Genomic DNA, 20,323 nt, shown 5'->3' with positions numbered 1-20,323 from the left:
GCCCCTATGCGGTTTTTCCTTCTGAGTTTACTGATCATCCTGTCGCTTTCCGTGGACGCCCAACTCGCCGAGTTGCCGGCCGATGCGGACCTGGCCGGTTTCGAGCAGGAGCTGGAAGCGTTCATGACCGCTACGCGCAACGACCGGGCCCGCACCACTTATGCCAATTTCGTAGGTACCCTCTACGGCGGGGGACTGACCCCCGAGCAGCAGGCCCGCGTGCAGCGTACGGCGGTAAGCCTCGCCGTACAAAACGTGCGCGCGGAATCCACGATGGCCGACTACCTCGACGTGCTGGCGTACCTGGCGGGCAAGGAGGAAGCCAAGCAGCAACTGTTCGCCCAGTTCCACGATATGCTGGAGGCGACCCTGGCCGCACCCGACCTCACGCCCGCCACCCTGGCCAGCGTACTGGCCGCTTCCTTTAACTACCTCGACCGCCAGCGCCTGGACACGGACTCCGGGCCCTACGGTTGGCGGGTAGCCGGGGGGGAACCTTCTTTCACTTACGACGGAGCCCCGCTCCTGATCGTGGATGAAGTGAGCCAGCTGGAGGCGAGCATGGCCACCGACAGCTTTCAGATCCGGGAAACCAAGCTCATCGTCGACCTTACCCAGGCGACCTTCACCGGCAAGGGCGGCACCACCGACTGGCGGCGGGTAGGCCTGCCGTCGGACATTCTTGTACGCCTGGTCGATTACCAGGTAAATCCGGCCCGCAACCTGCTGACGTCCGATTCGGCCCAACTGCAATTCCCCCAGTACTTCGGTGACCGGATCATCTACGGCTACTTCGAGGATCGCCTTCAGTCCGGCGGACCCCGGCCCGCGGGCGACGTGCCGGCCTTCGACAGCGATAATCCCATGCTGGACATTGAGAATATCGGTGACGGTATGGTGCTCCGTGGCCGCTTCGAACTGCACGCCGCGCGCGTATACGCGACCAGCGAAGACGAGGAGCGCGGGCTGGTCTTCTTTGACGTGCTGAACCCCGACGGCACCCGCAAAATGCGGGCCCAGGCCAACCAGTTTCAGGTGATCCCCGACGAGCGGCTGGTCGCCCAGCGTGCCAACGTGGCCCTCTACTTCGGCAAGGACAGCCTCGTGCACCCGAACACCAGCATCGACGTCGATATTCCCCAGAGCTTGGTCAAGCTGAACCGCACGAAAAGTACCTCCTCCCGCACGCCCTTCTACCACAGCATGAATCACTTCAACCTGGACGCCGACAACATCGACGTTTACCTGAAGGGCGACAGCGCGGTCATCGGCAAGACTACCGCCAGCTTCCAGGAGAAGGGAGACGTGCTGATCGAAAGTGAAAATTTCTTCGACAAGCGCGACTACTTCCAGATCAAGGCACTGGCCGGTTTCCATCCCCTCGACGAAATCTACCGCTACCGCAGTTCGCTGGCGTACGGTACCGACACGCTCTCCGCCAACGGATTGGCCGATCACTTTAAGTCGGGGCTTACGGCCCGGGACATCGAGTCGGCCCTCTACGAGCTGCAGGACCGCGGCTTCCTCTCCTACGACGCCGAGAACGCCAAGGTGATTCTCAAGCCCAAGCTGGAGCATTACGTACTGTCGGAGCGCGGAGCCAAGGACTACGACAAGCTGCGGATCGTAAGCCAGACCGAGGGCACCAACGCCGAAATCGACCTGAAGGCCGGCACCATCCTCGTAGAAGGCGCGCTGCCTGTCCAGTTCAACAACAAAAAGCAAATCGCCATCAAACCGTACGCGGGGCAGATCGCGATCGTGGGCGACCGCAACCTGGACTTCGGCGGGCAGGTCTACGCGGGCGCAGCCATCCTGACGGGCAGCGATTTTCACTTCCGGTACGATCCCAACTACATCCAGTTCGATTCGGTGCAGTACATCGACCTGTTCCTGCCCGAATCGGGTCAGATCGAGGAGGGCGGCCGGCGGGTATCGACGGCCAGCCGCATCGAGAACGTGAGCGGGTACGTTCTCCTGGACGCCCCCAAGAACAAGAGCGGTTCCGAGGATATCGGCTACTTCCCCTCCCTGCAGACCCGCGGGCCTTCGTACATCTACTACGACCGGGCCGACACCAGCTCGCTGTACTCCCGCGATAGCTTTTACTTCGAGCTGGCCCCCTTCAGCCTGAATAATCTCGACAGCCTGACCGACTCCGGGCTGGGGCTGGGCGGAGAACTGGTCAGCGGGGGCATCTTCCCGCCTATGGAGCGCACGCTCAGCATCCAAGAAGATGGCAGCCTCGGCTTCGTAACCGAGGTCGACAGCCTGGACGGCAGCGCCTACGGCGACCGGGGGAGTTATACCGGCCAGGTGACCCTCAACAACGGCGGCCTCGTCGGTAACGGTACCCTCAGCTACCTCGAAGCCGAGATCAGCAGCCCGGACATTCGCTTCGGCGTCGACAGCGCCACCACCACCGCCCAGTCCTTCCTGCTGCGGGAGGGCATCACCGGCGATCGGGCGGTTCCGCGGGTGGAGGGCGCCACGGTGGACGTAACCTTCCGGCCCTACGGGGATTCGCTCGTTGTCACCCCCCAGGAGGGCAGCACCTTCGATCTCTACGGCACCGGCGATCACACCTTCGACGGCCCGCTGGTACTGACCCCTAGCGCCCTGCGCGGCGGTGGCGTGCTGGACTGGTCCCGCGCGACGGTACGCAGCGAGGACTTCACCTTCGGGCCCCAGACCGTGGCTATTGACACCGGTACCGTCAGTATCAAGAGCCTCAGCGATGACGGAACCATTGCCCTCTCGACCACCGACGTGGCCGCGGACATTGATTTTGGGAACAGTACCGCCACCTTTCGGAATAACGGTACCTCGCTGACCACCGAGTTACCCTACATCCAGTTCAAAACCAGCAGCGACCGGTTCGACTGGGACATGGCGGTGGGGGATATCACCTTCGTCACCCAGGAGGGCAAGGACCGCTTTACCAGCATCAACCCCGACCAGGATACGCTCACCTTCACGGGCGTAACGGCCGTATACGACAACGCCGCCGGTCAGCTCGAAGTTGGAGGAGTGCCCTACATCGTCAGCGCGGACGCCCGCATCCTTCCGGGCGACAGCGCGGTGGTCATCCAGTCCGGGGGGCAGGTGCAGGAACTGACCAACGCCCGCATCATTGCGGATACGCTCAACCAGTACCACGTGATCGACCGGGCCACCGTCAACATTGCTGGTCGGAAGGAATACAAGGCCTCCGGATTCTACCAGTACAACGTAGGTCCCCACGAGCAGGAGTTCGAGTTGCAGAACATCGTGGGTACGCGGGTAGGGAAGGGGTTGCGCTCCGAAAAGGCCACCGCCACCCGGGCTGAGGGGGAAATTGCGGAAGACACCATCTTCTACATCGACGACAAAACGCGCTTCTACGGTACCATCCAACTCGACGCGGGCAGCAAGGAACTGGCCTTCGACGGCTACGCCCGTATCGACGCCGAGAAGCTTCCCTCCGCGGAGTGGTTCGTCGTCCGCAGCGAAGGCGACAAGAAAAACCTCGTCCTGCAAACGGAGGGGGTCGTCGACCGGGATGCCCGGCCGTTGTACACCGGCTTCTACCTCAGCAAACCGGAACGACACGTTTATCCCGCCCTGATCCGGACACCGGACCGGCGCGCCGATCATCCTATTCTCGACGCGACCGGCGTATTTACCTACGATGAGGATAATGACCGCTTCCTGTTCGGCGACAGCACGCGGGTAGCGGACCCCGAATCCCGGCTGGGTAACCTGATGGTCTTCGACCACGCGGCGGGAACGGTCAGCGGCGACGGACTGCTGGGCATCGGCGGCCGCCTCAATTACATTAGCATGCAGACTTACGGTACGCTGACGATGCAGTTACCGGAGCAGTTCGAGCCCGAGCCCGAACCGGAGGTGGCCCTGACGCAGGCGAACCCCGACGCTCCGGCTGATACCACCGCCGCCGACGCCGAGACGCTGACCGATAATATGTTCCTGCTGGAGGAGGAAACCCAGGACGCCCCGGCAACCGACGTCACCCAGTTAAGCCTGAGCGTGGACACCCCCGAAAGCGAAGCCTACCCGCAGACCGACGCGGAAATCATGGCCCTAATCGACCTGATCATGCCCGAACCACTGGTGCAGATCATGGCCACCGACTTCGCATCCGGTGCCTACGGCGCTCCGCAGTTGGCCATCAACGAGCGCATTCCCTTCGCTACGGCCGGACTGGAGAACCTCTTCCCGGCGGGGGGCGACGTGGAACGGGCCATTGCCGGCCTGCGGGCGGATGCCATCGACCTGCCGGCGGGGCTCAATCGCCATACCTTCTTCTTCAGCGATATGAAGTTGCGCTGGAACACGGACTACCAGTCCTTCGTCAGTACGAACAAGATGAACGGCCTGGCCAGCGTAGCGGGGCGGCCCATCAACCGGCGTTTCGAAAGCTACATGGAGGTCAAAATGACCACCGGCGGCGACGACCGCCTGTATCTGTTCCTCAAATCGCCGAGCGAAACCTACTACTTTTTCGGCTTCCGGGATGGTATCCTGAACGTGGTCAGCAATAACAATACTTTCATGAACGAGCTGCGCGACACGAAGGCCAAAGACCTGGTCCTCGAAATGCCGGATGGACAAACCTACGAGATACTCGAGGTCACCCCCGGCACGGCCCAGACCTTCCTGCGCCGCGTGGAAGCCGCCTTCGGTACGGAGAACTAGCGCATCCGCGCCCGCTTGACCAGGTACTGCTGCAGGATGGGCCGGAATCCGGCCTGAATATCCGCCTCTACGTAGTCGATCTTGTACTGCAGGCACTTTAGGCGCAGCCGCTCCTGGTAGGCCGCTACCTGCTGTACGTAGTGCTCACGCACCTGTTGGGGTTGCAGCTTGACGCGTTCGCCGCTCTCCATGTCGATAAATTCGTACGGGCGGTTCTCGAATTCGAAGTTGATCTCCTTGCGGGTATCGACGGTATGAAACAGGACCACCTCGTGTTTCGCGTGCTTCAGGTGCTGGAGGGCGGCAAAGAGTTCCTCTTCGCGCTCCGATTCGTCAAACATGTCGCTGAACAGGACGACCAGCGAGCGCCGGTGAATGCTGTCGGCGATCTGGTGAAGTGCCGCGGCGGTGCTCGTCTTTACGTCGTGGGTGGGCGCGTCAATGAGTTGCTGCAGGTAGGTCAGCATGAGCCGGTAGTGGGTCGTGCTTGACTTGGGCCGGGTGTGCAGGTCGACCCCTTCATTGAAGAAGGTGAGCCCGAAGGCGTCGCGCTGCTTCATCAGCAGGTTCATGAGGCTGGCGGCGGCCAGGGCCGAGAAACGGATCTTGTTGACGTGCTCCTCGCTTTTCGTCGTCACTTCCGGGAAGTACATGCTGGAACTGCTGTCAACGACGATCTGGCAGCGGAGGTTGGTCTCCTCCTCGTACCGCTTGGTGTACATTTTATCGGTGCGGGCGAATACCTTCCAGTCGATGTTGCGGGTCGGCTCTCCCTGATTGTAGATGCGGTGCTCGGCGAATTCCACGCTGAATCCGTGGAAGGGACTCTTGTGCAGGCCGATGATGAAGCCTTCCACCACCTGACGGGCGAGAAGTTCGAGGTTGCCGAGGTCACGGACCTGATCGTTGGTGATGAGCTGCATAGGCTAACTTATGGGGCTGGGGGGCGTTTGTCGATAAGAACGGGTACACTACCCGAATGGTACTAATTTCGGAGCATGCTAGGTAAAGTAAAACAATGGTTGGGAATCGAGGGCGTCAAACTGGAGCTGCTGCTCCCCCCCGACTTTCACCCCGGGATGGGGAGCATCGCCGGGCGGATCCGCCTGACGAGCAAGCACCCGCAGACCGTTTCCGCCATCAAGATCGTCCTGGTCGAGAAATATTCTCGCGGTAAGGACGACAACCAGCTGGTCGACGAGTACGAGCTCGGCCGGCAGATCGTCACCGATCTCATCGAGGTCCCGGCGGAAGGTGTTCCCGTAGAGGTGAACTTCCGTCTTTCCTTCGAGCCCCTGCCGTCGCCGGTTGACGCTTTTGGCAGCCGCAACCCCTTCTTCGGCGGGCTGGCCTGGGCGGCGAAAAAGCTGCGGGGCGTCAACAGTGAATTTCGCATCGAGGCGGAAGCGCAGGTGCAGGGGGTTGGACTCAACCCTTTTGACAAGCAGGTGCTGAATCGCTGAACGGTGGCTTAAGGTTTCATTAAACCCCGGTCCGAAACGTAGGATGCGCGGCAAACCCGCTATTTTATACGTCAAAACCGGCCCTATGAAACACTGCTACTTTCTGTTCCCCCTATTGACCCTCCTTTTCTTTTCCTGCGGCCGCCCGCTGCGGGTAGTGCGCGTCGCACCCTCAACCGAGGAGAGCATTGACCGGTACGAATACGGCAACCCCATACAGCGCCGGTCGGTCGCAGGCACCGACGTAGAGATTAACTACTACGATGCTTCTCGGGAGTACCTCGTTTTCGATCTTGTGGTCACCAACCGCGGGACATCCGATGTCCTCTTCGACCCCGCTACCGCCAGGCTGCTGCCGGAGGGCGGCCCCTTCCTGCCGGCCATCGATCCCGAATTTCAGCTGTTGAGTATGGACCTGGACGACGTCCGCCAGCAGCGCACCGCCCGCACCCTGGCCTGGGTCGGTGCGGCGGTGCTCGTTGGCACGGCCGTGTACGCGGCGACCAGTACGGACGTAAGTACCGTCACCGACAACGGCGACCAGGCCTACGCGCAGCTGGGCGCTTCGGTAGCGGATGCTGCCACCGTTGCGATCTGGCAGCGGGAGGCCGCGCGCAGCGGCCAGGTCTCGGATCTACCCGCGCCCGACAACCGCTTTTTTTGGCTGGACTACAGCATGCGCAAGACCACGATCCGCCCCGGCGAGTCGGCGATGGGGAAGCTGGTGTTCCCGCGGGCCGATGAATCGGAGCGCTTGACCGTATCCGTACTTACTGGCGGAGAGGACGTGCGCTTTTCATTTACGCAAATGATCTACCGCTAGGCCAGGTAGTAAGTAAAGAAATCGATGGTGCGGTCCCAGGCTAGTTTGGCGGCCGCTTTGTCGTAGCGCGGCGTCGTGTCGTTGTGGAAGCCGTGCTGGACCCCGGCGTACACATGGGCGCTGTGCTGCTTGCCGTTTTCCAGGAGGGCCCGGGCGTACTCCGGCCAGCCGGCGTTCACCCGCTCGTCGAGCCCGGCATACTGTAGCATGAGCGGCGCCTGAATGGCGGCTACCTCGTCCGCTGACGGTTGTCCGCCGTAGAAGGGTACGGAGGCCGCAAGATCGGGCAGGCGAACCGCCATATTGTTGGCGATGGAGCCACCGAAGCAAAACCCCACGACGCCCACCTTGGCAGGTTCCTCGTTGAGGTCACGCAGGTATCCGTAGCCCGCGATGAAGTCCTCCAGCATCTCCTCTCCGTCGCGCCGCCGTTGCAGCGCCCGTCCGTCGTCGTCGTTGCCGGGATACCCCCCGAGGGGGGTGAGTGCGTCGGGGGCCAGCGTCACGAATCCGGCCAGGGCGGCACGGCGGGCAACGTCCTCGATATGGGGGTTCAGGCCCCGGTTCTCGTGCACGACGAGTACGCGGCCCATCGGGCGTTCCGGCATCTCGGCCGGGCCGACGAGCAGGGCGCGGATCTCCCCCCCGCCCTTCGGTGAGGGGTAGGTGACGTACTCCCCCCGGATGCGGGGATCGTCGGCCGGTATTTGCACTGCGGTGGTGTACTTGGGCTGCAGGTAGTCGAGAATCCCCTTGACCGTCAACCCGCCCACGGCGAAGACGCCGAGGCGTTCGATAAACTCCCGTCGCTCGAGCTGGCTGTGCACGTAGCGGTCGAACAGGCGGTACACTTCAGGGTCCAGGTCTTTTTTGGGATGCATGGGCATGGGATACGGATTTAGGGAAAGATACGCCGTGCCGGCGCAGAAACCGGCCGCATCGCCAAACCCGCGGGGGCGGGCCGGGGTTTGACCCTTGCCTGAACCTACGTCCTTTCGTGCAACCGCCCGTATCCGATGGATCTTTTCCGTTTGCCCGCCTGGCCCGGCCCGCCGCTTTCCGGTGGTCACCGCACCTGCGCACCGCCGCAAACCCCTTTTCTCTATGACCTTACGCGACGCCGTGCGTACCGCCAGTAACACCGTCTCCCGCACCGCCCGCGAGCTTGCCCTGGTCAGCGGCAACCGCAGCGCTTCCCAGCTGGACCGCATCACCGCCTTCGGTCAATTGATCGGGGAGGAGATCGGCGACACGTGGATGCGCCGCTCGCGTGGCCTCGAGCGCGATTTCAACCAATCGCAGCTCTTTATGAAATTCGAGGGGGAGAACCCCACCGGTACGCAGAAGGACCGGATCGCCTTCGCCCACGTAGAGGACGCACTCATCGACGGCCGGGAGACCGTCTCCCTGGCCACCTGCGGCAACTACGGCGTGGCCGTAGCACTGGCCTGTTCGCTTGCGGGAATCGATTGCGAGATCTTCATTCCGGCCGGGTACCACACCCACCGGCTGGGGGAGATGGAGCGCCTCGGTGCCCGCATCTACCGGCCGCCGGGAACCTACGAGGACACGGTGGCCTTCAGCAACGCCGAAGCGCAGCGCAGGGGGTGGTATAACGCCAACCCCGGCGCCGCCAACACCGACCTGCAGCTGCGCGCCTACGCCACCATCGCCGACGAGATCGTGACCACCCTGGGCCGGGCACCCGACGTGGTGGCCGTACCCGTGAGTAACGGGACCTTGCTGGCGGGTATTCACCAGGGGTTTGCGCGGCTGCGCGACCAGAGCCGCATCGCCGTGCTACCGCGTATGGTAGCCGCCTCCAGTACGCACAAGAACCCCATCGTTTCCTCTTTCCGCCGGGGCAGCCGCCGGTGCGAGGACCTGCGCCCCGAAAAGATCCGCGAAACCCGCATCAACGAGCCCCTGATCAACTGGCACAGCTTCGACGGGCAGGAAGCCCTGGATGCGCTGTACGAAAGCGGGGGAGGGGCCCACAACGTCTCCGACCAGCAGCTCAAGCGGATGTCCACCTACCTTAGCCAGCGCGAGGCCCTGCAGGTACTGCCGGCATCGACGGCCGGACTGATCGCGCTGACCGAAAACAGCCCCGCGGATGAACCCACGCTAAAAGTAGCGGTACTAACCGCAAAACGCTAATCCCCTACATGCAACAAGCACCCCTCGACGGTACCGCGATAGTCTACGCCGACGGCGCCTTCAATACCCCCAACGGAAAAACCGCCCACGGCCTGGTGCGCTTCACCAAGCGCTACCGCGTCCTCGGCGTCATCGACCGCCCCTACGCCGGCCGCGACAGCGGCGAAGTGCTGGACGGCAAGCCCAACGGTATTCCAATATTCTCCAGCCTGCAGGATGCCCTCTCCGAGAGCCGGGAACGGGTCACCCACTTCGTGGTCGGCCTCGCCCCCGACGGTGGCCGCCTGCCCGCAGCGGGCCGCACCGCCGTGCGGGAGGCCATCGAGGCCGGCCTGCACATTGACAGCGGCCTGCACGACTTCATCTCCAACGACGATGCCCTGCGGCGCGCCGCGGCCGACCACGGCGTGCGGATCCGCGACGTACGCAAAACGCCGGACCGGGATACGCTGCACTTCTTCACGGGCGACATCGAGTCGGTCGACTGCCTGAAGCTGGCGGTCCTCGGTACCGATTCGGCCATCGGCAAGCGCACGACCGCCTGGCTCATCGTCCACGGCCTGCAGAACGCAGGCTACCGGGCCGAAATGATCGGTACCGGGCAGACCGGCTGGATGCAGGGGGCCAAGTACAGCATGATCATGGACAGCTGCATCAACGACTTCGTATCGGGAGAGATCGAGCACGCCGTGGTCAGCGCCTACCGCAACGAAAAACCCGATGCCATCGTCATCGAGGGGCAGGGCTCGCTCATGAACCCGGCCTATCCGGGCGGCTTCGAGATCCTGGCCGCCGGGCGGCCCGACCACGTAATCCTGCAGCACGCGCCCACGCGCAAGGAGTACGACGGATTCCCCGGCTACCGACTGCACTCGCTGGCCGAGCAGATCAACGCTATCAAGGTCGTTTCGGGCCGGGAGGTTCTGGCCATAACCCTCAACCACGAAGGGCTCGAACCGGGAGAAATCAAGGACGCCTGCCGCCGGGTCACCGAAGAGACGGGCCTGCCCTGCTACGACGTACTGGCGCACGGGAGCGACGAACTGGTGGAGCTCATTTCGCGCTACCTTCGTGGCCATGCGGATAACCCACGTTGAATACCAGCGTTACGACCTGGAGCTGATCGAGCCCTACACGATCGCCTACGAAACCATCGGTAAGGCGACCAACTTCGCGTTGCGGCTCGTAACCGACACCGGACTGGTGGGGTACGGTTGCGCCGCGCCGGATATGGTGGTGACCAACGAACTGGCCGCAGACGTGGAAGCGCACATCAGCGATACCATTATCCCCGCCCTGACCGGCGCCAAGCCCTTTCACTACGCACGCATCGTCGAGGAGCTGCGGCCGGTGCTGCGCAGTTCCGCACTGGCGATGGTGGACAACGCGCTCTACGACCTTGTAGCGAAGGCTGCCGGCGTGCCGCTCTACGAATTTCTGGGTGGCTACCGCAACCGCATCGCCACGAGCATCACCATCGGCATTCTGCCGGTAGCCGAGACGCTGGCCAAGGCGCGGGAATTCGTTGCCCAGGGCTTCGGCATCATCAAGATCAAGGGGGGGCTTGACGTGGAGGAAGACATTGCCCGCGTCCGCGTCGTGCGCGACAAGTTCCCGCAGATCGTCCTGCGCTTTGACGGCAACCAGGGCTATACTCTCGACCAGGCGCTGCACTTTATCGGGGCGGCCCAGCCACTGGGCGTGGACATTCTCGAGCAGCCCACCAGCATCCACGAGGAGTCGGTGATGGGCACCCTCACCCGCGATTCACCGATCGCCGTGATGGCCGATGAAAGCCTCAAGACCCTGGCCGATGCCTTCCGGCTTACCCAGCACGAGCTAACCGACATGATCAACATCAAGCTACAGAAGGTGGGCGGTATCTGGCCGGCCCTGCACATCAATTCGGTGGCCAAGTCGGCCGCCAACGAAGTGATGGTGGGCTGCCTGGACGAGTGCGGGCTGGGTATCGCGGCGGGCCTGCACTTTGCGCTCAGCCGGCCCAACATTGCATACGCTGACCTGGACGGCCACCTGGATTTCAAGGTGGACCCCTTCAGCAACCTGTTTCAGCTCGACCGGGGGATCCTCATCCCCAACGGTCGGCCGGGCCTGGGTACCTAAGCCTGCCTACATCGAGGCGCTCTGGTCGATCTGGGCGTCGTCCGGTACATTGAAGATGCTGCTCTCGAAGGCACTGGGAGAGAAGGAAACGCGCTCGAAGCCGATGGTCGTTCCCGGGGTTCCCTCCGTCACCTCGTCGGGAGCGGAATATAGCGTAAGGACGGAGGGTACGATCAGTCCGTCCACCGTTTGCCACTCCTGGAAATCCACCATTTGCTGCAGGTTCATATCCGCAATAGCGGGGTAGGTAACCGGGAATACAGCGTACTGCAACTGGTGGGTTTCCGGGTCGGCGTACAGCAGGTAGTCGTTGCCGCCGTCGCCCATTTCGTCGGGGATCTGTACCTGGAACTCGTCCATGGTTTCATCGCCGTATTCCGCTTCGCCGGAGTAGGTCACGGTGATGCCCGCGTCCGCGAATACGAAGGGCATACCCATGAGGTAGAAGCTGGCGCCCTGGTACAGGCGGGCGGGCAGGGCGATCGCGTCGGTACCCGGAGAGATCCAGGTGCTGTCGTTGCGGGTCACGATGTCGTAGTTGTCACCCTCGATCACTTGGTCGCGACTGCCGAGGTTGACGCGGTGAAAGTCGGTCAGCGTCGTTTGTCCGTCGCCGACGGGGAAGTCGCGAATCAGGAACGACACGGCCTGGGCGTTGTTCCAACCGGGCAGCCCGCCGTGGGCCTCCAGCACTTCCACGAACTCAGGAGCCAGGTTGGCGGGGGTCAGTTCTTCCTCGATGGCGGCTTCCGTTTCGGGCATGGCGGCTTCGGGTTGTTCGGGGGCATCGGAACAGGCCAGCATCAAAAACAACAGCAAGGACAGGGGGTAAAGGCGTTTCATGGGGTCTCTTTTTCTATTTGTATCCCCGCCGGGCACCCATTTGTTCAACCCGGCGCGGCGGCGGTGCGCGGGTGCGGTGGTCACGCGAAGGGGCAAGGGGACTGGAATTCGACCCGTTCCTTGGTTTCCGGATGGACGAAACTGATCCAAGCCGCGTGCAGGTGAAGCCGGTCGGCGGGCGCTCCGTAGAGGTCGTCCCCTACGATGGGACAGCCGAGCCCGAGGGGGTGGGCACAGTGTACCCGCAGTTGGTGGGTTCGACCGGTGACGGGCCACAGATCGACCAGTGTCCGGTTGCCCCGCCGTTCCCGGACCCGCCACCGCGTGCGGGCCGTTTTCCCGTGCTCCGTACAGACGATCTGCCGGGGCCGATCGTCGAGATCGCCGCGTAGCGGCAGGTCGATGTAGCCTTCTTCACCTACAACCGAGCCTTCGACGAGCGCCACGTAGCGTTTCTCTACCGTTCGCCGGAAAAACTGTCGCTGGATGCGCTTGTGGACCTCCGCCGATTTGGTGATCAACAGCAAGCCGCTGGTTGACATGTCGAGCCGGTGCACGATCAGGGGACCGGTAGCCTCGGGAAACCGCTCACGAATGCGGTGGTGTACGGAATCCGCGATGTGCCGCCCCGGTACCGACAGAAACTCGGCGGGCTTGTCGACCACCAGCAGTTGCTCATCCTCGTAAACGAAGGAGAGGTGCTTGTCGCGGGCCGGATTGACCAGCAAGGGGTTGGGGTCGACTTCCAGGCCGCGGAGCATGTGCGAAAGGATGGGCTCGCACTTCCCGCGGCAGGCGGGGTAGTACTGAAGATGCTGGCGGATCTCCGAGTCGGGCGCCTCTCCCCACCAGAACTCGGCCAGTGCTACCGGCTCGAGGTCGTGCAGATAAGCGAACTGCAGAAGCTTAGGCGCGGCACATTCCCCGGCCCCGGCGGGGGGTACCCCGAATACCGTCTCCGAAAAGATGCTGCCGAGTTCCCGCTCTTTGCCACCGGCGTCGAGAAAGGTATAGGCGGCGAAGATGCGCTGTTGCAGATCGGCGGACATCCGTTTGCGAAGATCGATCAGCTCTTCTAACGCGGAATTATACTCATCCAGCTTTTTCTTTTTAAGTTTTAGTTGATACTTCACTGCTTTCGTCAGATCCTTAAGGCCATAGCTGCGACGAATACTTTCCGCGGCCAGTTCTTGCTCCAGCGTGCTTAGCTCACTGGGGGCTAGGGTAGTGGCGGCCTCCTCGCGTCGACGTCGCCGGTCCGCTTTTGCCTGTTTGATTGACGCGCGTTCCTCGGCCAGTTGGCGATTACCTTCTTCCTCCGTACGTTGAAAATCCTCCTGCGCGTGGAGGAAATCCGGATCGCTACGTAGTGCTTCGATTCGTTCGGTTACCCGATTGACTTCTCGTTCTCCTTCCCGGTAGAAGTTAGCTTCGTCGAGCAAGTCGAAAACGGGCGGCACGAAACCGGGGAGGTGGTTGCTGTCGGCGAGTTTGCCCGAAAAGGCGGCCAGGTAGTTCAGGCCGCCCGAAGTGTCGCGCACGACTAGTACGCCAAACATTTTACCGCGACCGCCGGTGCCGGGATCGTCCAGTCCGAAATCGTGGGACCAGTCCCGCGGCCCCAGCAGGTGCTGCTGCAGGTCCGCCGCCGCGGCCCGGGCCAGCCGGTGCGGGCGGTAGTAGAATGGGAAAGTGAAACGTTCCGGTGGGGCAACGTCCCTTACATCGCGGGGGAGCGGGTGCAGGAATTCGGTCGGGGCGGCCATAGGGCGCAAAGGTAAGCCGGCGCGCTCCGGCCGCAGTCCGGTCAGCTGTCGGTATTTATACGCCTGTGCCTGTTGTATACGGTTTCGTTGGCGTAGGGCCACGTGAGAAACTCAGTTACCGGCCGTACCCAGCCTGTTGCGCACCGTTGTCCCGTTGTTTGATCAACCCAGCACCCTATGCCCCAAAACGTATCAGATGCTCCTCTCCGCCGGATCATCCGGCAGGCTGTAGCTTCATCCAGCACCCCCGTATCGGAACTCGACGCCAGAGACGCCGGCGTCGACAGCCTGTCGGGCATCGAGGCCCATCCCGGGCTTCGCGTCTTGCGGCTGGGGAGAAACCGAATCAGCGACCTCGCGCCACTGGCCGGACTGACGCGGCTCACCGGCCTGTTCCTGGAGCGAAACCGGATCACAGATGCTGCTCCCCTCGGGCTGCTGACCCAGCTTCCCGCACTGGACCTTAGCCATAATAGGCTTTCCACCGTGGATTGCTTCTCCCCCCCGCACAAAATCACCTGGCTGAACCTCAGCGACAATACCCTCGCGTCGGTGCGTCAGCTGGCCCGCTGCCCCTACCTGACCACCCTTGACCTGAGCGGAAACAACCTGACCGACGGAATGGAACTGCCGGCCCACGACCGCCTGCGGCACCTGAACCTGTCGGACAACCACCTCCGGGGAAGGCTCACCATCACGGCCATGCCAAACCTGCGGAGTCTGGACCTGAGCATAATGCCCTCTCGGAGGTACGGTTCGGGTCGGTGCATCCCAAGCTGAAGCGGCTCACACTTTCCTCCAACCAGGTGAGCGACCTCGAATTCCTGCGGTATACGCCCAATCTTATCGAGCTAAACGTTTCCGACAACCCCCTGCGCGACATCGGTGAGATCACGGCTCTGTGTCACCTGAGGAGCCTGTACCTCTGGCATACCATGATCAGCTTCGTTATGGGGTTGGCAACGTGTTCCGAGCTAGAAGAACTGGGGCTGGCCGACAATGACCTGGAGGGCGTAGACGATCTCCGAAAGCTCAATCACTTCGCCCTCCTGTTCCTCGGAGGAAATGCAAACATCGAGCCGGCGGATGTGGCCGCACTGGCCGAGCGGGTCAGCGAAGACTTTCGGGGACCGGACTGGAAAGAGCAGTCATCACCGGGCTGAAGCGATTTGATAGGTCGTTACCGCTCCGCCTACCGACCCGAAGAAGACCCTGCGGTCTATAGTGACCGCCGCCCGAACCGCTCCCCGCAGGTCCAGACCGGAGCGCGACTGAGACACGTAGGTGAAGTTGCCCGTTCCGTCGCCCGCCAGCAGCAGGCCGGGGTTGGCGTCGGAGGGGCCGTAGCGTAATCGGGGGTGCAGTTCATTTCCGGCCAGGATGAGGTCGCGGTGCCCGTCGTCGTTGGCGTCCAGCGACAAGATGGCGTGGACCGGGGCAAACTGGGCTTCTACCGGCAGGCTCATGGATGTAAAAGTACCGTCCTCTCCCTGGAGATAAAGGCGGGTCGCCAGATCGGTCGCGCGCAGGCGCGTACCCGTCTGATCGAGGGGGGACAGCAAATCGGCGGTGGTCACCACGGAGTAGCTGCGGTAGTCCGGAAAGCGCACCCGCTGACCGGAGAGCTGGCCGAGCAATTCGTCGCGGGTGGGATCCGGAACCTGCTCCCCCTGATTGTAATAACTAAGGATCGGATCCACGCTTCCGTTGCGGTCCAGGTCCGCCGCGTACAGTTCGGCCGGAGTGGCTTCGGATACATTGAAGAGCTGGTTTTCACCCTCGTTGCCCACCAGGATATCGGGGCGCCCGTCGCCCGTCAGGTCCTCCACGTGGACCACGTTGTACCAGCCGGTCGGGACATCGGAAAAGTAGCGCTCCGTGACCCGGCTAAGCGTGCCTCCCTCCCAGGCCAGCACGGTCAGGGGCATCCAGCGGCCGACCACGATCAGTTCCTGCTGGCCGTCGCCGTCGAGGTCGCTCCAGGTAGCATCCGTCGGAATCCCCCCCGGAAGCTCCACCGGAAGTCGTTCCGGAGCGGCATTCTTACCGAACCGGAGGAGATAGCTGGGCACTACCTCGGGGTAGCGACCCGGAACGGCTTGTCCACCTACGAAGACGACCGCACCGTCCGGGGTTTGACCGGCAGCTACGCAACCCGTAGCGGTGGGCGAAGCTGGAAGTGTGCCCGGCTCCAGCTTTCCCGCGCCCGCATTGTGCAGCAACACGTCCTTCAGCTGGTCGCTTTCGGAGGTGAGCTGATGGTACCCGCCCCGGGCTACGTAAACGTCCGGTTGGTCATCGCCGTCGAGATCCGTGATGGCGAGGTCCGTCACGCGGTAGCTACCGCTTCCCGGCAGGTCGATCGACCGCGGAGGGGCAAACCCGCCGCCCGCACGGGTGAGGAACAACTGTAGCGCAGACGTCTGATTTCCTCCGATCAGCAGGTCCGCTAACCCGTCCCCGTTGAGGTCGCCCGTGGCCATGACCGGGCCGGAGTGCGAAAGTTGCCGGGGCAGCAGGGGTTGGCGATCGAAGTCCCGGACATCGTCGACGGGGTCCCGGTATACGATATCCCCGTCCGCTTCCATGAGGAGGGGAGCTTCCGCTATCTTTTGCCGTGCTACGGAGGGGGCAGCATTGCGGTGCTCCACCAGAAATCGCTGATCGGCTGGTACGTCGCTGAATTGCTCTACCCGACCGTCCGGCCAGCGTACGGTAAGCCCCCGCACCTGCGTCCGCGCCCCGAGCCCGAAGTGCAGCACGAAAGGCCCGCTGCTCAGGAAGCCGCGGTTGGGGAAAAGCTCCTGGAGCTGCGTGGTGCTGTCCCCGTTGATGGTGACGCTGGCTCCGATCCCCGCCGGATTCCCGTCCGGCCCCCGCAATTCGACCTGCAGGTAGTGGTTGGCTCCGGCGGGGCTGTCGTTGCGGTAGAGGAAAGCAGGCTGGTTTAGGTTGTTGGTGACGAGGTCGAGGTCCCCGTCGTTGTCCAGGTCGACGGTCACGGCCCCGTTGCTGTTGGAGGGCCGCTCCAGCCCCCATTCGCGCGTCACGTCCTGAAAGCGCAGGTTCCCTCCGTTCCGGAAAACGAAGTTCGATACGTCGGAGGCGGGCATCTCATTGACGAGCTCCCGGACGTCGGTACGCTGCAGCCGGCCCCGGGCGGCCACGAAGTCCTCCATGTATTTGATGAAGTCCATATTGGTGTAGTCCCGGACGTAGCCGTTGGTGACGTGCAGGTCCTTGTAGCCATCGTTGTCCAGGTCGGCGAGCAGGGCCGACCAGCTCCAGTCCGTAGCGGCCACGCCGGCCAGTTGGCCGATCTCGGCGAAGGTGCCGTTGCCGCGGTTGAGCTGGAGCATGTTGCGCATGTTCTGTTCCTGCCAGCCGCTGGCGCGGTTAAGTTCGTGCTTGGACCGGTTGTCGTCGGCCATGAGCAGCTTGCGGCGCCGGTTGTCGGCGGGGAGCATATCCAGGCTGAACAGGTCCGGATGGCCGTCGTTGTTGATGTCGGCCACGTCGCTGCCCATGGAGAAATGGCTCGTGTGGCCCATCTGCTCCGCGAGCCGGTCCGTAAAGGTGCCGTCGCCGTTGTTGTAGTAGAGGTAGTCGGGTACCTCGTAGTCGTTGGAGACGTACACGTCCGTGAGGCCATCGCCATTCAGATCGCTCAAGGCTACCCCCAGGCCGTAACTGAGGGCCGAGCCGTTGATGCCAGCCGCCTCCGTGACGTCGGTGAACCGCCCGCCGTCGTTCCGCATCAATCGGAGGCCCCGGTCCGGATCGGGGGTGGCCAGCAGCTGACGGGTTTTCTCCACGTTCAGGATGGGCAGCGATTTGGGATTGTGGTTGAGCAGGAGAGCATCGAGGTCGCCGTCCTGGTCGTAGTCAAAAAAGTAGGCCTGGTTGGTGAAGGCCATCAGGTCGAGGCCGTAGCGTGCTGCTTCCTCGTTGAATACCGGTACGCCGTCGGGACCGGCGCCCTGGTTGATGAACAGCTGATTGCGCCGCTTCTCCGGGGGGAGCATACCCGAGTAGGAAAGGTAAAGGTCGGGCAGGCCATCGGCGTTGACGTCGGCCACGGCTACGCCCGTTTTCCAGGGACCGGAGCGCCCACCTGCCTGGCTTGCGTCGGTCACGTTGCGAAACTTCCAGTCGCCTTCGTTGAGGTAGAGCCGGTTGTCGCCCATGCTGGAGGTAAAGTAGAGGTCGGTCAGCCCATCCTGGTTGAAGTCCGCCGCCGCTACGCCGCCACCGTTGTAGAAGTACTCGTACATGAGTACATTGGTGTTGGGACCTTCGGTCAGCGTATTGGAGAAGGTGACGCCGCTTGCTTCCGGTGGCACCAGGGCAAAGCGCGCGGTCTGCTCCGCGGGTGCGGATCGGTCCCCCTCTCCGCACCCGGTCAGGCACGTAGCGAGCAGTGCGGGCAGGAAGAGCAGGGAAAGTGGGCGCATGGACGAAAGATAAAGCGGGGGGAATTCAAAAGAAAAGGTCCGTTCCCGTCAGCGACGAAAACGGACCTTGGTTGTAAGCCGGATTACTTAGTAACCGGGATTCTGGATGAGTAACTCGTTCCGGTTGATCTCACCCCGCGGGATGGGCCGGTAGAACATCTTGTCGTTCCACATACGGTTTTCTTCCGGTACGTTGACGGGCCGGTAGGTGTACTCGTAGGTTTCCGGATCGTAGTAGTAAGGCTCGTGGGCGGTCTTGCCGGGGAGCAGATCGGCGGTTACGTCGACGCCCCGCAGGGGGCGGCCCTGGGTTTCCTCGGCGATCAGCCAGCGGCGTACGTCGTGGTAGCGGTGCTCCTCGAAGGCCAGCTCCAGGCGGCGCTCGTTGCGGTAGCGGTCCATCAGGTCATCGCCGGTCTCGGTGATTTCCGGCATGCCCGCGCGGTAGCGGATCCGATTGAGCCACGCCCGCGCCTCATCTTCCTCGCCGAGCTCCATGCTGGCCTCGATGTAGTTGAGGACCATTTCGGTGTAGCGGATGAAAGGCCAGGGCACGGTGTTGAAGCTCGACAGGTTGTCCAGGATAGCGGGATCGGGGTTGGCGAACTTACGGGTGTAGTAGTGGGTACGGCTGCCGTTCCAGTCCTCTACCGAGGATTCCCGCGTATCGAGACCGGCGATGTAGATGGTCTCGCCGGCATCGTTCTGGTTGCCGGAATCGTAGGCACCCGTCTGGATCTCTCCGTAGGGGTCCCGTCCGGCGACGTCGGCGGGCCGGGGTTTCCACTCGGCACCGTCGTAGAGGATGTTGGCGTAGAAGCGGGGGTCGCGGTTCTCGTAGGGGTTTGTGGCCTGCTCCTCGTCGTCCCAGTCGAAGGGCGTACCGTCCATCATTTCGAAGTCGTCGACTAGGGCACCGATCGGGGTGTTACCCGCCCAGTTGTGGTAGCCGTTGGGGCCGTTGAACATGCCGAAGAGCGTCTCATTGTAGGTGCTCGCCACGGAGCGCTCGAAGATGAGCTCACTGGCGCCCAGGGCGTCGACGCCGGGGGCGGCGCTACCGCCGCCCATGGCGATGGAAACGGTATTCAGGGTTCCCTCTTCGGGCGACACGGGGGCCGTCAGGTCGAGCTTGTATCCGTTGGTAGCGTCCATAACGGCCAGGGCCGCGTCGCGTGCGGCGCGCCAGCGGGCTTGCTGATCGCCGGAGGTGTAGGCTACGAGGCCGATGTCGGAGTAATTGGCCATCGCCGGAGCGGCGGCGCGCAGTTTCTCCGCGTTGTACTGGTCGGAGGCGGCGTACAGCAGTACGCGGGCCTTCAGGGCCATGGCGGACAGGGTAGAGGCACGACCGCGGGCGGTGGCTTTGCCTTCCAGCAGGGTCATGGCCTGATCCAGGTCCTCGAGGATGAAGTTCACGGTCTCCTCCCAGCTCGAACGGGCGATCGAGTAGTCCTCGTTCAGTCCGTAGGGTTCACGGATGATCGGTACGCCTCCGTAGAAGCGCGCCAGCTGGTGGTAGTAGTACGCCCGCAGGAAGTGGGCCTCGCCCATCAGGCGGTCGCGGAGGTTGTCGTCCTGAAACGTGGAGGTAGGCAGTTCCTGCAGCGCAATGTTGGCCTGCCGGATGGCGGAGTACATATTGCCGTAGTTGTAGGTATAGTTGGTCCACGCGATGTTGTCCGGTGCCTCGTTGCCCTCGTTGAAGATGTCAATGCGACGTCCGGGGTGGGTGAAGAGGGCCTCGTCGGTCAGGCTGGCGAGCATCTGCTCGTCAAACCCACCGCGGCCGAGAAAGGCGTAGACATTGAACACGAAGGCCTCGGAAAGCGGTCCGTCGCCCCAGGTGGCCTGGCTGGAAATACTGTTTAGCGGCTCGGTATTCAGGAAATCGTCGTTACACGCTGAGAACAGCAGTACGCAGGAGGCTGCCACCACCGTCAACAAGCGGTAACCGGTCGTATATAAGATTGACATGGTCGGTTGGATGTG

14 protein-coding genes are annotated in these 20,323 nt (G+C 62.8%); 8 read left to right on the top strand and 6 right to left on the bottom strand.

The annotated features are described in order from the left end of the window. Positions 1 to 6 precede the first annotated feature (6 nt). Positions 7 to 4,698 (top strand): hypothetical protein, encoded by a 4,692-nt coding sequence (locus DQG19_RS01070; protein WP_157974253.1) that lies wholly within the window; start codon positions 7 to 9, stop codon positions 4,696 to 4,698. Here DQG19_RS01070 and DQG19_RS01065 read toward each other — a convergent pair. After that, positions 4,695 to 5,621: a DUF58 domain-containing protein gene (locus DQG19_RS01065; protein WP_116124378.1), complete on the bottom strand. Its 927-nt coding sequence runs from the start codon at positions 5,619 to 5,621 to the stop codon at positions 4,695 to 4,697. The two genes, DQG19_RS01070 and DQG19_RS01065, sit on opposite strands and share 4 nt — an antisense overlap. A 75-nt stretch (positions 5,622 to 5,696) precedes the next feature. On the opposite strand from DQG19_RS01065, the gene DQG19_RS01060 reads away from it, so the two are divergent. After that, positions 5,697 to 6,161 (top strand): sporulation protein, encoded by a 465-nt coding sequence (locus DQG19_RS01060; RefSeq protein ID WP_116124377.1) that lies wholly within the window; start codon positions 5,697 to 5,699, stop codon positions 6,159 to 6,161. Positions 6,162 to 6,246: 85 nt separating this feature from the next. Next, a complete protein-coding gene (locus DQG19_RS01055; RefSeq protein ID WP_116124376.1) occupies positions 6,247 to 6,984 on the top strand; it encodes a hypothetical protein in 738 nt (245 codons plus the stop codon). Here the strand turns inward: DQG19_RS01055 and DQG19_RS01050 are convergent. After that, on the bottom strand, positions 6,981 to 7,865 hold the full coding sequence (locus tag DQG19_RS01050; protein ID WP_116125150.1) for a dienelactone hydrolase family protein: 885 nt from the start codon (positions 7,863 to 7,865) through the stop codon (positions 6,981 to 6,983). The genes DQG19_RS01055 and DQG19_RS01050 overlap by 4 nt on opposite strands. Positions 7,866 to 8,088: 223 nt before the next feature. Between DQG19_RS01050 and DQG19_RS01045 the strand changes: the two genes are divergently transcribed. From DQG19_RS01045 to DQG19_RS01035, 3 genes are read left to right on the top strand one after another with little or no spacing between them, the layout of a single operon-like run. Continuing rightward, the gene (locus tag DQG19_RS01045) at positions 8,089 to 9,144 is read left to right on the top strand and encodes a pyridoxal-phosphate dependent enzyme (protein ID WP_116124375.1); all 1,056 of its coding nucleotides are present in this window, start codon (positions 8,089 to 8,091) and stop codon (positions 9,142 to 9,144) included. Positions 9,145 to 9,152: 8 nt separating this feature from the next. Continuing rightward, positions 9,153 to 10,241, top strand: coding sequence for a DUF1611 domain-containing protein (locus DQG19_RS01040; RefSeq protein WP_116124374.1), 1,089 nt, complete (start codon positions 9,153 to 9,155; stop codon positions 10,239 to 10,241). Next, complete coding sequence (locus tag DQG19_RS01035; protein WP_116124373.1) at positions 10,222 to 11,268, top strand: mandelate racemase/muconate lactonizing enzyme family protein; 1,047 nt, start codon at positions 10,222 to 10,224, stop codon at positions 11,266 to 11,268. The genes DQG19_RS01040 and DQG19_RS01035 overlap by 20 nt, the downstream gene beginning before the upstream one ends. A gap of 6 nt (positions 11,269 to 11,274) precedes the next feature. Here the strand turns inward: DQG19_RS01035 and DQG19_RS01030 are convergent, their stop codons facing one another. Next, positions 11,275 to 12,111: a hypothetical protein gene (locus tag DQG19_RS01030; protein ID WP_116124372.1), complete on the bottom strand. Its 837-nt coding sequence runs from the start codon at positions 12,109 to 12,111 to the stop codon at positions 11,275 to 11,277. 80 nt (positions 12,112 to 12,191) lie between these two features. After that, positions 12,192 to 13,877, bottom strand: a complete 1,686-nt coding sequence (locus DQG19_RS01025; protein WP_198661620.1) for an RluA family pseudouridine synthase — start codon at positions 13,875 to 13,877, stop codon at positions 12,192 to 12,194. A gap of 177 nt (positions 13,878 to 14,054) precedes the next feature. Between DQG19_RS01025 and DQG19_RS01020 the strand changes: the two genes are divergently transcribed. Both DQG19_RS01020 and DQG19_RS01015 read left to right on the top strand, forming a co-directional pair. Then, the gene (locus DQG19_RS01020) at positions 14,055 to 14,657 is read left to right on the top strand and encodes a leucine-rich repeat domain-containing protein (protein WP_116124370.1); all 603 of its coding nucleotides are present in this window, start codon (positions 14,055 to 14,057) and stop codon (positions 14,655 to 14,657) included. Then, the gene (locus DQG19_RS01015; protein WP_116124369.1) at positions 14,642 to 15,040 is read left to right on the top strand and encodes a leucine-rich repeat domain-containing protein; all 399 of its coding nucleotides are present in this window, start codon (positions 14,642 to 14,644) and stop codon (positions 15,038 to 15,040) included. The genes DQG19_RS01020 and DQG19_RS01015 overlap by 16 nt, the downstream gene beginning before the upstream one ends. Here DQG19_RS01015 and DQG19_RS01010 read toward each other — a convergent pair. Both DQG19_RS01010 and DQG19_RS01005 read right to left on the bottom strand, forming a co-directional pair. Next, positions 15,029 to 18,331: a VCBS repeat-containing protein gene (locus DQG19_RS01010; protein WP_198661619.1), complete on the bottom strand. Its 3,303-nt coding sequence runs from the start codon at positions 18,329 to 18,331 to the stop codon at positions 15,029 to 15,031. The genes DQG19_RS01015 and DQG19_RS01010 overlap by 12 nt on opposite strands. An 87-nt stretch (positions 18,332 to 18,418) precedes the next feature. Beyond that, positions 18,419 to 20,308: a RagB/SusD family nutrient uptake outer membrane protein gene (locus tag DQG19_RS01005; RefSeq protein ID WP_116125148.1), complete on the bottom strand. Its 1,890-nt coding sequence runs from the start codon at positions 20,306 to 20,308 to the stop codon at positions 18,419 to 18,421. Positions 20,309 to 20,323 lie beyond the last annotated feature (15 nt).

The sequence above is a fragment of the Lewinella sp. IMCC34183 genome (genome assembly GCF_003390915.1).
Lineage (GTDB): Bacteria > Bacteroidota > Bacteroidia > Chitinophagales > Saprospiraceae > Neolewinella.
This window is presented reverse-complemented; position numbering and strand designations above follow the sequence as displayed.